Annotated in this window: 15 protein-coding genes; 8 read left to right on the forward strand and 7 right to left on the reverse strand. The window is 63.5% G+C overall.

What is annotated here, in order from left to right; genetic code table 11:
• Positions 1-15 precede the first annotated feature (15 nt).
• Genes LQ954_RS16190 through LQ954_RS01975 form a run of 5 tightly spaced genes read left to right on the forward strand, consistent with a single transcriptional unit; the run spans position 16 to position 4,487 of the window.
• A complete protein-coding gene (locus LQ954_RS16190) occupies positions 16-450 on the forward strand; it encodes a glucuronosyltransferase (protein ID WP_231021678.1) in 435 nt (144 codons plus the stop codon).
• Positions 447-956 carry a glycosyltransferase gene (locus tag LQ954_RS01960; protein ID WP_227771462.1) on the forward strand — a complete coding sequence of 170 codons (510 nt, stop codon included), beginning with the start codon at positions 447-449 and terminating at the stop codon, positions 954-956. Before LQ954_RS16190 ends, LQ954_RS01960 begins: the two co-directional genes overlap by 4 nt.
• On the forward strand, positions 949-2,313 hold the full coding sequence (locus LQ954_RS01965; protein ID WP_231021680.1) for an O-antigen ligase family protein: 1,365 nt from the start codon (positions 949-951) through the stop codon (positions 2,311-2,313). Before LQ954_RS01960 ends, LQ954_RS01965 begins: the two co-directional genes overlap by 8 nt.
• A 27-nt stretch (positions 2,314-2,340) precedes the next feature.
• Complete coding sequence (locus tag LQ954_RS01970; RefSeq protein WP_231021682.1) at positions 2,341-3,399, forward strand: glycosyltransferase family 4 protein; 1,059 nt, start codon at positions 2,341-2,343, stop codon at positions 3,397-3,399.
• Complete coding sequence (locus LQ954_RS01975; protein ID WP_231021684.1) at positions 3,399-4,487, forward strand: glycosyltransferase family 4 protein; 1,089 nt, start codon at positions 3,399-3,401, stop codon at positions 4,485-4,487. Before LQ954_RS01970 ends, LQ954_RS01975 begins: the two co-directional genes overlap by 1 nt.
• 5 nt (positions 4,488-4,492) lie before the next feature.
• Here LQ954_RS01975 and LQ954_RS01980 read toward each other — a convergent pair whose 3' ends face one another.
• Positions 4,493-5,881 (reverse strand): sugar transferase, encoded by a 1,389-nt coding sequence (locus LQ954_RS01980; protein WP_231021687.1) that lies wholly within the window; start codon positions 5,879-5,881, stop codon positions 4,493-4,495.
• 381 nt (positions 5,882-6,262) lie between these two features.
• Between LQ954_RS01980 and LQ954_RS01985 the strand changes: the two genes are divergently transcribed.
• Positions 6,263-6,463 (forward strand): hypothetical protein, encoded by a 201-nt coding sequence (locus LQ954_RS01985; protein WP_227771467.1) that lies wholly within the window; start codon positions 6,263-6,265, stop codon positions 6,461-6,463.
• Here the strand turns inward: LQ954_RS01985 and LQ954_RS01990 are convergent.
• The gene (locus LQ954_RS01990; protein WP_231021688.1) at positions 6,456-7,496 is read right to left on the reverse strand and encodes a class I SAM-dependent methyltransferase; all 1,041 of its coding nucleotides are present in this window, start codon (positions 7,494-7,496) and stop codon (positions 6,456-6,458) included. The genes LQ954_RS01985 and LQ954_RS01990 overlap by 8 nt on opposite strands.
• 20 nt (positions 7,497-7,516) lie before the next feature.
• Positions 7,517-8,557, reverse strand: coding sequence for a hypothetical protein (locus tag LQ954_RS01995; RefSeq protein ID WP_231021690.1), 1,041 nt, complete (start codon positions 8,555-8,557; stop codon positions 7,517-7,519).
• A 173-nt stretch (positions 8,558-8,730) separates the two neighbouring features.
• On the opposite strand from LQ954_RS01995, the gene LQ954_RS02000 reads away from it, so the two are divergent.
• Together LQ954_RS02000 and LQ954_RS02005 are read left to right on the forward strand one after the other, a co-directional pair.
• A complete protein-coding gene (locus LQ954_RS02000) occupies positions 8,731-10,011 on the forward strand; it encodes a hypothetical protein (RefSeq protein ID WP_231021691.1) in 1,281 nt (426 codons plus the stop codon).
• 123 nt (positions 10,012-10,134) lie between these two features.
• Positions 10,135-11,079: a class I SAM-dependent methyltransferase gene (locus tag LQ954_RS02005; RefSeq protein ID WP_227771471.1), complete on the forward strand. Its 945-nt coding sequence runs from the start codon at positions 10,135-10,137 to the stop codon at positions 11,077-11,079.
• A 29-nt stretch (positions 11,080-11,108) separates the two neighbouring features.
• Here LQ954_RS02005 and LQ954_RS02010 read toward each other — a convergent pair whose 3' ends face one another.
• From LQ954_RS02010 to secB, 4 genes are all read right to left on the reverse strand, one after another.
• On the reverse strand, positions 11,109-11,864 hold the full coding sequence (locus tag LQ954_RS02010) for a metallophosphoesterase family protein (protein WP_231022698.1): 756 nt from the start codon (positions 11,862-11,864) through the stop codon (positions 11,109-11,111).
• Positions 11,865-12,007: 143 nt separating this feature from the next.
• Positions 12,008-13,015 carry a tryptophan--tRNA ligase gene (gene trpS / locus LQ954_RS02015; RefSeq protein WP_231021693.1) on the reverse strand — a complete coding sequence of 336 codons (1,008 nt, stop codon included), beginning with the start codon at positions 13,013-13,015 and terminating at the stop codon, positions 12,008-12,010.
• A gap of 10 nt (positions 13,016-13,025) precedes the next feature.
• A complete protein-coding gene (gene murJ, locus LQ954_RS02020) occupies positions 13,026-14,585 on the reverse strand; it encodes a murein biosynthesis integral membrane protein MurJ (RefSeq protein WP_227771473.1) in 1,560 nt (519 codons plus the stop codon).
• 131 nt (positions 14,586-14,716) lie between these two features.
• The gene (gene secB / locus LQ954_RS02025) at positions 14,717-15,229 is read right to left on the reverse strand and encodes a protein-export chaperone SecB (protein WP_227771474.1); all 513 of its coding nucleotides are present in this window, start codon (positions 15,227-15,229) and stop codon (positions 14,717-14,719) included.
• Between the last annotated feature and the right edge of the window lie 37 nt (positions 15,230-15,266).

A 15,266-nucleotide genomic window follows, 5' to 3' on the forward strand; every position in this document is an offset into this window, starting at 1 on the left:
CCATCTCAATTCACGGTGCTCGCGATCGCTTCAGGTGGCGGGCATTGGGAAGAACTGATGCTGCTCCGGCCCGCATTAACCGAGGGGCGGGTCGTTTTTGCCACGACCAACCGGGAGCTTGCCGTTCGAGATGGGCTCGACCGGGTGCACCTGTTGCCTGATGCCAACCGCGATGAGCCGATGCGTGCCATGTCCTCGATGATCGCGTCGGCGCGGCTGGTATGGCGCCTGCGACCTAACGTCGTCGTCACGACGGGTGCCCTGCCAGGCCTGTTCTGCTTGGTGTTCGCCCGGCTGATCGGGGCACGAACGGTGTGGATCGACAGCATCGCAGCGTCCGATCGCCCGTCGCTCAGCGGGGCGTTCGCTCGTCCCTTCGCCACGCGGTGGTACACGCAATGGCAGCATCTTCAGTCCCCCGCGCGTGATTACGAGGGCGCGCTCCTGTGATCCTGGTCACGGTCGGGACGCAACTGCCGTTCGATCGCTTCGTCCGGATCATGGACGCGCTGGCGCCATCGTTGGACGAGGAAGTCTTCGCGCAGATCGGGCGCGGCCATTATCGGCCGGTGAACATGCGATCGCAGCAGGTGATCGGTCCGATCGAATTCGAACGGCTGGTTCAACAATGCTCGCGCATCGTTTCCCACGCCGGGATCGGGACGATCGTGACCGCGCAAAAGCACCGAAAGCCCTTGATCCTGTTTCCGCGCCTGGGCGTGTTGGACGAACATCGCAACGATCATCAACTTGCGACCGTACGCGCGCTGCGTGGACGACCGGGTATTCACTGCGCCTGTGACGAAGGAGAACTGGCCGCTCTCGTCGCTGGGCCGCTCCCGGTGCCGGAGCCGGTGAGCGAGCTTCCCGAGCGCGACCGCTTGCGCCGCGCCGTTGCGACGTTCATCGGCGAACAGCACCGCTTGTTCGACGCAAAGGGCTCACGTCTTGTCTGACGCCGTTCGACCGCCAGATCACGCCGCGCCGATGCTGGCACGCCGGCGGCGAAAGCCGCTGAACGCGCGCACCGCAGAGGGCCATGGCGGGACGGAATGGTTGGCCTCCGCCGGGTTCGCGGCGCTGCTTGCTCTGACGATCCTTGGTCCCTCGATGACCAGCGAAAACTACGGGTTGCAGAGCCAGATCCGTATGGCCGGGTATCTGCTGATCTCGCTGATGTCGCTCGTGGCGCTGGAGCCATGGCGCCGACCGGAACGACTGCTGGTGGTTCCGTGGCCGCTGCTGGTCGGGCTGGGCTGGTGCTGGTTGAGCCTTGCCTGGGCCATCGAGCCGGCAGTCGGACTGCGGCGGCTGGTGCTCACGTCGTTGGTGCTGTGGTCCACCTTTGCACTGGTGCGAAGGCTTGATCTCGAGCGATCGGTGCTGCTGGTTCGCGGCATATTTGTCATTACGCTGGTTGCCAATTTCGTGGTTGCGCTCACCAGCCCCGCCGTCGGCATCCATCCGGTGAATCCCGGCGGCTTTGAAAGCGATCTCAGCGGCGACTGGCGCGGGATCATGATCCAGAAGAATTACGCCGGCCTCACCTGCGCGATGACGATCCTGCTGTTCGCCTTTCATGCGGAGCGGGTTCATGTGGCGTTGAGAGTAGCCGTGATCATCGCCAGCGCGGTGTTTCTCTATCTGTCGGACTCCCAGACGTCGCAGATCATGGTTGTGGTGAGCCTGATCATCGGCGCGCTGTTCACCTGGCTCGCCCAGACAAAGGGGCGGGAGCGTCTTGCACCCGCTGGGCTCGCCTGGGTGCTTCTCGCGATCCCGGCCATTCTGTTCGTGAGCATGGCGATCAACAATGCGCCCTACCTGGAAATGCTGGCTGATCCGGCGGGTTTCACAGGCAGGACCCAGATCTGGACCGCTTTGATCCGCTTCTACGCCGATTATCCGCTGTTCGGCGCCGGTTACGGCTCCTTTTGGGATCTCGGGCCGACGGGGCCGATCTTCCAATATGGCAAGGGTTGGGTGACGGAGATCAGCCAGGGCCATAACGGCTATCTCGATCTGCTCGTCCAAATCGGTCTGCCCGGCACGTTGCTGGTGCTCTTCGCCACGTTGGTTTGGCCAACCCAGCGCCTGCTCCGCGGGGGCGATCACCCCGTACGGCCGCTTGCCGCCGCCGCGTTCATCTTCTGCTTGGGGCACAACCTCACCGAATCCATGCTCTTCGACCGCGACTCGCTGAGCCAGGTATTCCTGCTGATCGCGCTCGCCTGGCTGTGGATGGCGACGGCAAGCGACGTGGCTGGCATGCGTGCGCCGCGGGTGACGATGCCGCTGGCCGGGCGACGCTGAGCGGACCGCCGAGCGGGAGCGCCTGGGATGCGGCATATGCTGGTGCTGGGCGGCTCGCATGCCCATTGGGGCGGGCTGGAATCCTATTGCGCGCGGGCGACGGAGGCGGTGAATGCCGCCGACGCTGGCTGGACCGCCGAGTGGCAGACGACGGACACCGCCTATTTGACCGCAGGTCAGCTTCCCCGGGCGGCCGGTCGGCTTGGGGTGCTACCGCGGACAAAGGTCGATCTCGTGTGGCTGCAGTGGAGTGCGATCGCTGATCTCGCCTTTCTTTGGCAGGCGCGCGCACTCGGCCTGCCGGTGATGGTCACGCCGCATCTTGGCGCCAATGCCAGGTTGCAGCGGGTGCCCATGCTGCGGCGTACCTGCGTTTCCCTGCTGCGGGCGGCAGATCGTCTGGCGCTGTTGTTTGCCGGGCAGGAGGAAGAGATTGCCCTTCCTCCGGGGGTGCCGCGATCGCTGGTGCGCTCGTTCCTGCCGCCCGCCTGCCTCGCATCACCGCTGCCCGCCCGCAGCGGCACGGTGCTTCGGCTGGTTCACGCCGGTCGTCTGTCGGAAGGGAAGGGGACGTTCCGCACGGTCGCGTTGTGCGCGGCGCTGCGCGACCGGGGGATGCCAGTATCGGCGAAGATCATCGGCCGCTCCGACCCGCGCACCATGGTCGATCTGCGCGCAGCCATCACGGCGGCGCAGCTCGAAGACACCGTCGAACTGATCGAATGGGTCGACGAAGCCGACCTCATCCGCCTTTTGAGCGAAGCCGACGTTCTTGCTCACCTCTCCACGCTCGACAGCTTCCCGCTAATCGTCCTCGAGGCGCTGGCGATGGGCGTTGTGCCAGTGGTCGGTGACATGGCTGGCGCGCGATCGATGGTGGCGCTGTACGGGGGGCATGTCGCTGAGGGGAGTACGGCCGAAAACGCCGCTTCCTGGCTGGCGGCGAGGTCGTTCGATTCACTTCGGCAGGGCGGCGTTGCGTCGGCGGGCTCCGTGCGGGCGGACTATGGCTGGCAGGTATGCGCTGAACAGGTGATTTCGGCGGCCGAGGAGACCCTGGCGAGCCGCAATCGGCGAAGCTGCTGATGGCAACGGTACGCCGGATCTTGATGATCGCACCGCATTTCGAGGAATATGCGCTCCGCCTCTCTGCGGCGTTGGCGGAGCACGCCGAAGTGTCACTGGTTCTCGATACATCAGTCCTAGATGCGGAGTTCGCCGGCAGAACCATGCCGTTGCACCCGCGGCTGAGCATCAGCCACAGTCGTTTCGCATCGCTGGCGGAGCTGGCGCGCCTGCTCGTGCATATCCGTCGCTTTCGCCCCGATGTGCTGCACTGGCAGGAGCCGTCCGGTTTCATCAAGGCCTTGTTCGCAGCCGTTACCGTGAGCGCCGTGGCACGTTCGGCGAGAACCGTGGTAACCATCCATGATCCGGTGCCCCATGCTGGCAGGGACTCGCGGGTCGCGGCCCGCCTGGCCCGCCTGCGCCGCTTCACTCGTGCACGGGTTGACCGGCTGTTTCTACACGGGCCCGCCTGCGTGAACCAGTATCAGCAGGACTATCTTGGCACCGACACGCCGGACCCGCGGGTCAGACTGACTGATCACGGGGTTCTGCTTTCGCCGCCGGAGCCTCGAGATCCGCCTCCGGCTTTCCGCGCGCTCATGTTCGGGCGGATGGAAGCCTATAAGGGACTCGATACATTGGCCGACGCGCTTGAGCATTTGGCGCGCTCGGGATGCTCGCTCCATGTCGACATTGCCGGGCGCGGACCTGAGATGGATCGTTTGGAGGATCGCTTGCGCGATCTCCCGGGGGTGACGGCCACGAACGCCTTCCTGCCTGCGGCTTCCCTGATCGGCATGATCGAGGGCGCGAGCTGCGTTCTGCTGCCGTACCAGGAGGCTAGCCAGAGCGGCGTGCTGGCCGCTGCATTCGCGGGCGGCCGATGTGTGATCGCGTCAGGTGTCGGCGGCTTGGTGGATCTGGTGGATGACCGTGAGAACGGGTTGCTGGTGCCACCCGACAGTCCCGCTGCGCTTGCGGCGGCATTGACCGAGGTGGCCGGGGATCCGGCTCTGCGTGAGCGGCTGAGCAACGGAGCCGCCCGCACTGCTGCCACGCGCCTGAACTGGGATCGGATCGCGGCGCAACTGATGGCTGATTATTGATCCCCTCAGAAGGCGTTGCGGTGAACCACGACCTTCAAGGTGGCGAAGAGAATAATCACGTCACGCATCAGGCTCCAGCCGTTCACATATTCTAGATCGGCATCCAGGCGGTTGACGAGATCCTCCCGGCGATGGGTGGCCCCGCGAAAGCCACGCACCTGGGCAAGGCCGGTAAGTCCGGGTTTGCAGACGTGCCGATGGTGGTAGCGCTGATCGACTTCCCAGAAGAGCTGGTCGCCAGCCAGCGATCCCATGGCGTGCGGGCGCGGCCCGACGAAGCTCATGTCCCCACGCAGGATGTTCAACAATTGCGGCAGTTCATCGATGCTGGTCGCGCGAATGAACTTGCCGATACGGGTCACGCGGTCATCGTCTCGCGCGGTTGATACATTGCCGTCGCTATCGCAGGCGGACTGCCGCATGCTTCGAAACTTGTACATCGCGAACAGGTGGTTGCCCTTGCCGACGCGGGTCTGAACGAACAGCACCGGCCCACGGCTGTCGAGCTTCACCAGGATCGCGACTACCAGCAACAGGGGCGCGAGGAAGAGCAACGCCGGCACCGCAATCACCAGATCCAGCATGCGCTTGAGGATCCGTTCCCGCAGCTTCAGCCCGCCGGCGGAGACGAGGACGGACGCGATGCCGGCGAAATGTTTGTTTCCAATCACGCCAATCGTGTCGAGTTCCGGCACCAGAAGTTGCGCCTGAACGCTGGTTCCTTTCAGCACCGTTGCCCAGTTGGCCCGACGGGAAGGAGGGCACGCGACATATACCTCGTCGACGCCCTTCAACTGGCGGGCGAGCCGGTCGAGGGCCAGCGGATGAATGGTCGTCTCCGTCGACTCAATCGGTTCGCTCGAAACGATCTTGAGCCCTTCGGGCAGCGGGATGTTGACGCCATCAATGATCAGCATTCGGCTTAGCGCCGCGCCCCGAAACACGCGTTCGCTCCACGTCCCGATGAGGCTGCGGGTAAGCAGGAGCAGGGCCGCCGAGCATACGAAGCTGAAGGCAGCGCTGAGCCGCGAGATCGGAGAAACTTCCTTCAGGAGGAAGGCAACAAAGATTGTGACGAGAAAGGCGGTAAGCAGATTGGCGAAAGCAATCCACGCAGATGAGCGCCACCGCTCAAGTGTGGTAGCCGAATACGCGCGTGAACCTAGTAACAGGTAGATTGGCAATACGGCGCCAAGCAATCCGAAGCTTTCGGACGGTAATCCGCGAACATCGGCAATCGTGCGGCCGATACCGAAACCGGTACCTAAAGAAACAACGTCTCCGATAAGCAACGCGACATAGAAGCGAAGTCGCATCGCCCTTTTGTCTTCACTAGGCGCCGTGTCGGTCTGGACTGGTTTAAGCCAATCCTGCGACGGATAGATGTCGGACATGGGAATAACATGCCCCCTTTGCTGTTCCCCCCGAAAAGCGACTTCGGAACGGCGGCGTTTCGGCCCTTGCCCCCCAGCGGCCGTCGCTTCTTGTGGAATGTTGCATTACGGTGCGCCGTCCAGCGGTCAAGCGCGAAACGTGCAATTCATAGCCGAAGGAACGTCAACACGGTCCGTTTCTGAACATCAGCGGAACGGAACTTGTACCTGTTCGTATTGATACGACAAGAAGGGCGTAAACCCAGATAGTTGGAGAGGATCCGCTCACGAGCCCTGTGATGCGCCATAAGAGCCCACCAACAACTGGCGAGCATTGCTACTCTTGGATTGGCGCGAAAATATCGGCGTGCATTCACCGTCGAGGCAAAATCGCTCCTAGATATGATTGACGAACGCGGGGCGGTGTTGATGAGCAAGGGTAGAAAGCAGGTGCGTTTTGCGATGTCCTACATCGATGAGGAGCGCCGCTTCACGCGCCCGCGATTTACCGCTGAGCGCGCCGTGGAAACCTCGCATCTCGGCATCTGGCTCGGACTGGCCACGTTGCTTTGGCTTCTTATCGCTATTCCCGCGCTTATCTGAGGTCTGACCGTCCTCGTTCCTGAAGCAAGGCGCGCCGTGCCTTGGGATCCCGGCCAAGCGTACGCATCGCCTTTTTCAGGCGGGGCTGCTCTCCATAGTAGGAAAGCAGATCATCGATCTCGATCGGGCGATCACGCTTTCGGCCGAAGATGAACATGCCCACTGATGCATCGAGCGCGCGCCGATCCCCGCAGAGATAATCGAGCAGACGGATCCACACGAACGGGAACGCGGCAATCTGACCAAGCTTGGTGCTGCGAAGCAGGGATTGGAACAGGTACCGGATCGCCAACACCGTCATCGTGCCAGGCCCGGTCGACTGTCCGGCAGCAAGCACGTCGAAGTCGCGGAACAACCAGCGTAGCCCGCTCGGCGACCAGCGATTGAAGTCATAGGCTTGTTCGCACACCGGCCACATGAAGGCGGTATCGGTGAACATCAGGCCGCCCGGTTTCAGGATCCGGCTCGCCTCGGCCACCACCTTCCGGGGATCGACCACCAGCTCCAGCACGCCCTGGATCCACACACCATCCGCAACCCCGTCGCGCAGCGGAATGGCATGGGCATCTGCCACGAAGGTGATGTTCGGCGAGGCGTAGATATCGAAGGCGATGATGTCGGCGTCAGTCGTTGCGTACAGCGGTTCCGATCCATGGCCGATCTCACCGGCGCCCATCACGACGATCACGGGCTTGCGTTGGCCGGCGCGCTGGCTGACGCCTTCTACCATCAGCCTGGCCAGGGTCGCCGCATAGCGGTTTGAGCCATCGACCACGCGGCTGAGCACGGCCCGCCAGCGTCCACGGCCGACGACGCTGGTGGCGCCGCTGGCGAGCGTCGTTTCCCGATTAAGCACGCTGTCGTCGAAATCGATCAGCACGTCCTTGCCGCCGAGCCGCGGGAAAGGCGCCTGATGATGGCCGCAGCCGGGCCTTTCGCACTGCAGCTGCTCGCTACCGCTCATGCGCAGATTGCCGCCGCAAATGGGGCAGGCAAGGAGATCCGCAATTGCGGACGTGTCGTCGACGAGCATGGATCAGCTCCGTTCAGGAATCAGCGAGAAAGCGTTGCTGGCGAGAGCTGCAGCAGCCCGGTTTCGACCGCCTCGATCACCACGCGACCGGCAATGTCACGGATCTGGTCGCGTTCGGCGGGCTCAAGCTCTTCGATTGTATCGCAGGACACATATTCGATCTTCTTGGGCGGAAACAGCTCGTGCCAGCGCACGCCGAAATGGCGTTTGGCAAAGGAGTCGTTGCTGTCGCGATAGGTGGCTCGCAGTTGGTTGGCCAACTCCGCGTCGAAGCCGTTGAAACGGGTCGTCGGAAGGTGATCGGTGTGTTTCGCGATGATCGTCGCCAGCTTTACGCGAGAACTCTGCGGCAGTGCCGGGCCCTGATCAACCGCCGCGCGGACCTGCTCTGCAACCAAAAGGGCGAGGGCGCCGACAGTGGGATTTGTTTCGGTGCGTTCGCGATCGCCAACGTCAGCCGTGCCGGCGAGGCAGGGCAGGCCGGCCATCGCAGCGACGATCCCGGAGTCGCGCACACGCTTGTCAAAGGCGAGGGTTTCGAATGCGAAGCCGGCATCTCGGTATTTCTGTTCGAGGAAATCCCAATTGCCGCTGCGCGGGCCCTGCTTTCCCACCCGCGTGAAATCCCGAAATCGTGGCAAGTGGCTCAGCATCTGGCGAGCCTGCGCGTAGCAGGAGTTCCGCCATTCGATTTGGTCACGGACGACCAGTACCACGGTTGCGTTGTCGCTGTACTGCGCGAGCGAGCGGTATAGCCCGTCCACCTTGCGAATGAAGCCCAGCGTGGACATCAGCTCAGCGGAAAGGATCACGGCAGCATCCGGCCGCGTTTTCAACTCAATGTCGAACGCGCGAAGGAGGTGGGCCGATCGTTTTTCGTCGTCGATGGCGCCGGCAAGCGCGCTGACCATAGCCGCGTGATTGCCCAATTTCGTGGCGCCGGTCGCAGGGTAAAGGAAGCCGGCCTCCAGTAGAGCGGCACGATTGCGGACCGCCCATTCCTGAAATGCAGACGTGCCTGTCTTGTGCGCGCCCGCGTGAACGATGAACCGCCGCGCCATTTCCTCTGTTCCTTGACCCGCGTGAAAGCGGCGCCCCCCGCCGCGCTGCGGATTTGCGTCAAATCAATAGTATCTGCAACAGGAGGGTAGGTAACGCTTTGTTGCCAGACCCCTTGATGGAACGGCTCGCTTTCGCCACGAGCCGGGCTCGCCGGTTCGGGCAAGGAGCATTGGTGGCTAGCCACTCGTCAACGAATTCCGGCAGCTGGTATCTTTTGCGGGTACGACGCTATCTGCTCGCCGCGCTGGGTCCGGTCGTGCTCGCCGGGACACACTTCCTACTGTCTTTCGCGATGCTTCGCCTGGAGACACCCGCCGCATTCGGCACGTTCACCTTTCTGTTCGTTGCGGCGCAATTCACTGTCGCGCTGTCCATGGCTCTGTTCGGCGCGCCGCTTCAAACGATCTCCGCCGGCACCGTGCAGGACCGGGCAGGCTCTGTAGCTTCGATCCTGAGCGCGACTGTGCTCGCCGCCGTCATTCTCGCCGTCGCCTTTGGTCTGCTGGCCGGTGCCATGGAGCTGCCGACGCCGGCTGCGCTTTGCTACGGCCTTTATACGGCGATGATGATCCTGCGCTGGGTGGGCCGGGCATGGGCCTATGCGAACGATCAAGCGGGCAGGGCGGCTGTGTCCGACGTAAGCTACGGTGCGATCACATTGCTGGCATTTGGAGCGGCTGCCTATCTGATCCGCTTCACTCCTGAAACGGCATGCTATGGTGCGCTGGCGCTCGGCGCGGCGTCCAGCCTGCTGGCATTTGGTGCGCCGTATCTGTCCCAGCTGCTCGCCCGACCCGGTCGCCAGTCCTGGCGCTTTTATCGCGGGGTATGGCAGAGCCGGTCGCGATGGGCGCTGCTGGGTGTGCTGGCATCCGAAGCGGCAGCCAACACGCACGTCTATCTGGTGACGCTCACGTCGGGCGCGGCGGCGATGGCTCCCCTGGCGGCGGCGGCGCTGCTGCTGCGGCCATTGAACGTCGTGCAGAATGCGCTGGGCGAGTACGAGCGGCCGCAGATGGCACGGCTGATCGCTGCCGGGAAAACGAGTGAGCTGCGGCGAACGGTGCGCCTGTTCTTCTGGGTGCTGATGCTCGGTTGGTTAGCGGCGGTTGCGCTGGCGATCGGCGTCCTGTGCTTGGCACCGCATCTTGTTTTCCCGCCGGATTACGATCTTGACCTGGTCCGCCTTGCCACGCTGTCGTGGATATCAGTCACTTTGCTGATCATGATGCAGGTGCCGGCCAATATCATGGTTCAGGCCTCCGGTGGCTTCCGCCAACTTGCCCGAACGGTGATATGGTCCTCGCTGGTGAATGTGGCGGCGGTGGTAATCGCCTTGGTGTTCTTCGCGCCAGTCTGGACGATCGTGGCGATGGCACTTGGTTGGCTCGTCGATCTTGTGCTGGTTCAGCGCGCAGCGCGGCGCCAATGGGCAGCGATGCCGTCGGAGTGACCTTCACTTCCTTGACAGCGCCCGCCGACACCGCTGTACGAGGGCCTTCCGCCAAGGAGGCCGGCCCCTTTGACGCTACAGCCGACCGCGATGCCCAATTTCAGCCCACGCAGCGCATGTCCCGTGTGCGAAGGCCAAGACATCGTCCGGATCTACACCGCGCGCTATGACGAGGATCCGGTTCGCGCGCTGGTGCAATCGAACTTCGGCCGACAGGGGGTGATCGACTGGTCGCTGCTCGCTGGCGTCCCCTTCGAAGTGGACAAATGCCGCACCTGCGACCTGCTGTTCCAGGTTCAGACGCCGAACGAGGCGATGCTCGAGATCATCTACACCAAAATGATCTCGCCGGAATTTCTGGATGAGTATGAGCGCGGGTTGCTGACGCTGGGCGAGTTCCACCGGATCGCGGGCGAGTTCACCGTGCTGTTCGAGATGATCGGCAAGCATCCGGCCGATATCACCATGCTGGATTTTGGGGTGGGGCAGGGCCGCTGGGCGCGCGTAGCTCGTGCGATGGGCGCCACCGTCTATGTCACCGAGATCGGCGAGGACAAGAAGCGGCTGGCGCGTACGCTGGGGCTGGAGGTGATCGAGGACGACGACGTCGACGCCATGACCTTCGACCTGGTTCACACCGAACAGGTGCTTGAGCATCTGGTACATCCCGGTCGGGATTTCGCGCGCCTCGCCCGAGCTGTGGCGCCCGGCGGTCTCTTCAAGGCGGCAATCCCATACCGCGGCAAGCTGGAGCAATTGCTGACGGCCAAGGGGCTGCCCACCGAAGCGATGTTCGCAAGTGGCGGAGCCAAGGCGATCCCGGGCGAGACGGAAGCCTTCGCGTCCATCCAGCCGCTTGAGCATCTCAACGCCTTTTCCGAGGCGACGATTGATTGGCTCGCGGCGAACAACGGCCTCACGAAGGTGAGCGAGGTCAGGCGACGCAGCATTTCGGTGGAAACCGGCGGCCCGCGCGCGTTGGCGCGTGGTGCCATGAAAGTGGGCGTCGAGCTGGTAAAGGCGGCGCTGAAGCCGAAGATCGGTTATTACGTGCTCAGGCGATCGTAAAGCGGGCGGGCGGGGCGCTCGATCCTCGCCTAGCCATCGGTTGCGATCACCTCCACTGTCGTACCTTCCAGATAGACAGCGCTGAGGACGCCAGTCGCATAAGCGCCGGTGTCGACGCCGATCCGGTTCGGCAGCACCTCCACTCGGGGGGAAATGGTGTGTCCGTGAACGATGACCCCGCCATGATCGCGGGAATCGTCCAGGAATTCCTCGCGGATCCACAGCAGGTCGCGACGTTGCTGTTTGCGCAGCGCGACACCCGGCCGAATACCGGCGTGGCAGAAGAAATAATCGCCCGACGTGGCAGTCAGCGGCCAACGCCTGATCCACTCGATCCACTCCGGCGAGACCGCGGCGCGCAATTCCTCGATATAAGCGCCAGCATCGGTGCCGTCGAAGGAAGGCAGGCCGAAGCTCGCCGCGGCCTCGATGCCGCCATTGCGCAGCCAATTAATGAAGCTCATCGGATCACGATCACATGTCCGCAGCAGCATCTCCTCGTGATTGCCCAGAAGAGTCGTGACGCCGGGCACCTCGTGACGTTTGCGGTCCAGCCATTCGAGCGCGCCGCGTGTATCCGGGCCGCGATCCACGATGTCGCCCAGAAACAGGACGTGGGTAGTGGGCACCGCCGGCAACGCTGCCTGATGCGCCATGATCCTAGTCCACAGATCGTTGAGCAAGTCGACGCAGCCGTGGACGTCCCCAATCGCATAGATGCGCTCGCCCTTTGCGGCCCTGGGTGCGCGATTTGATCGGCCAAGTCTGCGAAGGGCGTCTAGGATGACTGTAACTCTCGCTGTGCACGTGAAGCGTTACATAAAGCCCGTCCGGCGGCAATTGTCCGTCGACGAGGGCTGCCGCTCTTTTCGCGACGCGCGTCGGCGGCACCGCCGCGCCGCCTGATCGGGCGAAGCGGCGGCGGCGGTTAGGCCAAAAGCCCCATCGCTTGTTGTGCCCTCACCAGCACGGGCGCGGCCAAATCGCGCGCCTTCTCGGCCCCGCGCGCTAGAATGGCGTCGATCGCCCCGCGATCATTCAACAGGCGGACCATTTCGTCGCGAATGGGCCCGAGCTTCGCGACTGCCAGATCGGCCAATGCCGGTTTGAACTGCCCAAATCCCTGACCAGCGAATTCCGCCACCACATCCTCCGGCGTGCGATCCGCCAGCGCGGCGAAGATGGTGACGAGGTTGCGCGCTTCTGGCCGACCCTCCAGCGCCTCCCACGTGTCGGGCAGCGCGTCAGGGTCGGTCTTCGCCTTTCGGAACTTGTCGGCAATCGTCTCATCGCTGTCGATCAGCTTCACGACCGATTGCGCCGAAGGGTTGGACTTGGACATCTTGGCCGACGCGTCGCGCAGGCTCATGATCCGCGGCGCGGCCTTGCTGATCAGCGGCTCAGGCAGCGTGAACAGCTCAGTCTCAAAGTCCTGGTTGAACTTGGTCGCGATGTCGCGGGCCAGCTCCAGATGTTGCTTCTGATCCTCGCCGACCGGCACATGGGTCGCATTGTAGAGCAGCACATCGGCCGCCATCAGCACGGGATAGTCATACAGGCCGACGCTGGCGCCCTCGCGGTTCTTGCCTGCCTTGTCCTTGAACTGGGTCATGCGGTTCAGCCACCCGACCCGCGCGACATTGTTGAGCAGCCAGGCAAGCTCGCTGTGTGCCGGCACGCGCGTTTGGTTGAACAGGATCGAGCGTTCCGGGTCGATCCCAGCGGCAACGAGGGTCGCGGTCATTTCGATCGTGTTGGCGGTGAGCTCCGCCGGTGCGATCCACTCGGTCAAGCCATGGAGGTCGGCGATGAAGTACATCGTCTCCCCGCCGGCGGCCTGGATCTCGTCCTGCATCGCCACCCACTGCTTCACCGCGCCGAGATAATTGCCGAGATGAAGATTGCCGGTGGGCTTTATGCCGGAAACGACGCGCATTGGGGGGATCCTATCGACGAACAAGCCTTCTCACATCGGCAAGCCGGAAGGCGCCGAACAGGAAGGTCGCGGCGAAATAGACCAGCGCACCCGCGCTGACCAGCACCAGCATCGCCCCCCAACGGTGCAGGCTGGGTCCGGTGGTGTAGGGGCGGAACAGGTCATTCGCGAACCACATCACTGCGCCCATCACCAGCGCAGCAAGCGCGAGCCGCCACGTGCGCCGCTTTAGCTGTGCGTCAGCAACGAAGTGACCCCGCATCACCAACGCGCGCCACAGCAATGCAACGTTGACGGTCGAGGCAAGCGCCGTCGCCAACGGCGGACCCATGTGACCCAGCGGGTAAATGAAGGCCAGGTTCAGGACCAGGTTCACGACCATGGAGATCGTCGCATAGCGCACGGGGGTCTTTGTATCCTGCCGCGCGTAGAAGCCGGGGGTGAGCACCTTCACCAGGATGTAGGAAGGAAGGCCAATTGAAAACGCGGCGAGCGATTGGGCCGTGGCCGTCGTGTCGGCAGGGGTGAAGGCGCCGTGCTGAAACAATGCTGCGACGATTGGCGCGCCGCAGACGATCAGCGCTGCCGTTGCCGGCAGGGTGAGGAACAGCGCTAGCTCCATGCCCCGGTTCTGAGTCTCCATCGCGGCAGCATCCTCGCCCCGGCCAAGCTGGCGCGAGATCGTGGGCAGCAGCACGGTGCCAAGGCCAATGCCAATCAGGCCGAGCGGCAGCTGGTTCAGGCGGTCCGCAAAATAGATATAGCTTACCGATCCCGCGGACAGCAGGCTGGCGGCAAGCGCCGTTGAGACTACGAGGTTTATCTGCACTGCGCCGGCCCCCGCGGCTGCTGGCCAGATCAGCGCCAGCAGGCGCTTCACTTCGGGATTGAGCGTGGGCCGCTTCAGCTTCAGCGCCACGCCCGCGCGGCGGCATGCCCAGATCAGCCATAACAGCTGAAGCGCGCCCGACACGGTAACGGCAATCGCCTGATTCCGCGCGGTGACGAGGTTGTCATCATGGTGGAAGAGCAGCAGCGCGGCAATCAGCGTCAGATTGAGCAGGATCGGCGCCGCTGCCGCCACCCAGAAACGCTGCAGCGAGTTGAGGATCCCGCCAAGCAACGACACCAGGCTGATCAACATCAGATAGGGGAAGGTAATCCTGGATAGTTCGACGGCGAACGCGAACTCCTCGCGGCTGGCAGCGTTGAATCCGCCGGAGAGCAGCCATGTGACTGGCCAGGCTGCAAGTTGCATCACCAAAGTGAACACGATCAGCGCGGGCAGCAGGACGGACAAAGTATCGCTGGCAAAGCCGATGCCGTCCGGCAAGCCACGGCCGTCCTTGTCCGCCACCTTGCGGTTGAACATCGGGATGAACGCGGCGGAAAATGCGCCTTCCGCGAACAGCGCCCGGAACATGTTAGGAAGGCGAAACGCGATCAGGAACGCGTCCGAGGCAAATCCTGCCCCGACGAACCGCGCGAACAGCGAGTCGCGGACAAGGCCAAGAATGCGGCTGGCGAGCGTCAGACCGCCGACCGATCCGAGCGCGCGGGTGAGGTTCATCGTGCTAGGCCCCGTTCGCCAACAGCCCCCTTCGTCCTGAGCGTGTCGAAGCGCGTGTCTGAAACGCCAGCTTCGACAGGCTCAGCCCGACCGGCTGGGTGGCGCCGGTCGGTTTGCAACAGGTCGGTCGCTTAGGCCTGGCCGAAGTTCCCGGAGGCCAGCTGAGCGTCGCGCTGTTCGGCCTGCTGCATGTAAAGTGCGTTGAAATCGATCGGCTCCAGCAGCAGCGGCGGGAAGCCACCGTCGCGGATCGTGTCCGCGACCACGCGGCGCGCGAACGGGAACAGCAGGCGCGGCGCCTCGCCGAGCAGGAACGGCTGCAGTGCGTCCAGCGGTACGTTGCGAACGCCGAACAGGCCAGCATAGGCCAGCTCGACCAGGAAGGTGACGCGGCCCTGCGTTTCCGCACGAACCTCGATCTTCAGCGTCACTTCATGCGCGTCTTCCGCCACCTGATTCGCGGCAATGTCGAACTGCACGTTGATTTCCGGGCCCTGCTGGTTCTGGAATACCGCGGGCGCGTTCGGATTCTCGAACGACAGGTCCTTCACATATTGCGAGATCAGGCCAACGGCAGGAGCATTGTCCGCGCCGTTTGCCTGCGGTTCATTGCCGGTGCCGGCGCCAAAATCCTGCTCGTCCATGCTTGTTCGTCCTTCGGGAAGAAATGGCGCGACCGGG

The sequence above is a fragment of the Sphingomonas sp. IC-11 genome (assembly GCF_021043365.1).
Classification (GTDB): domain Bacteria; phylum Pseudomonadota; class Alphaproteobacteria; order Sphingomonadales; family Sphingomonadaceae; genus Sphingomonas.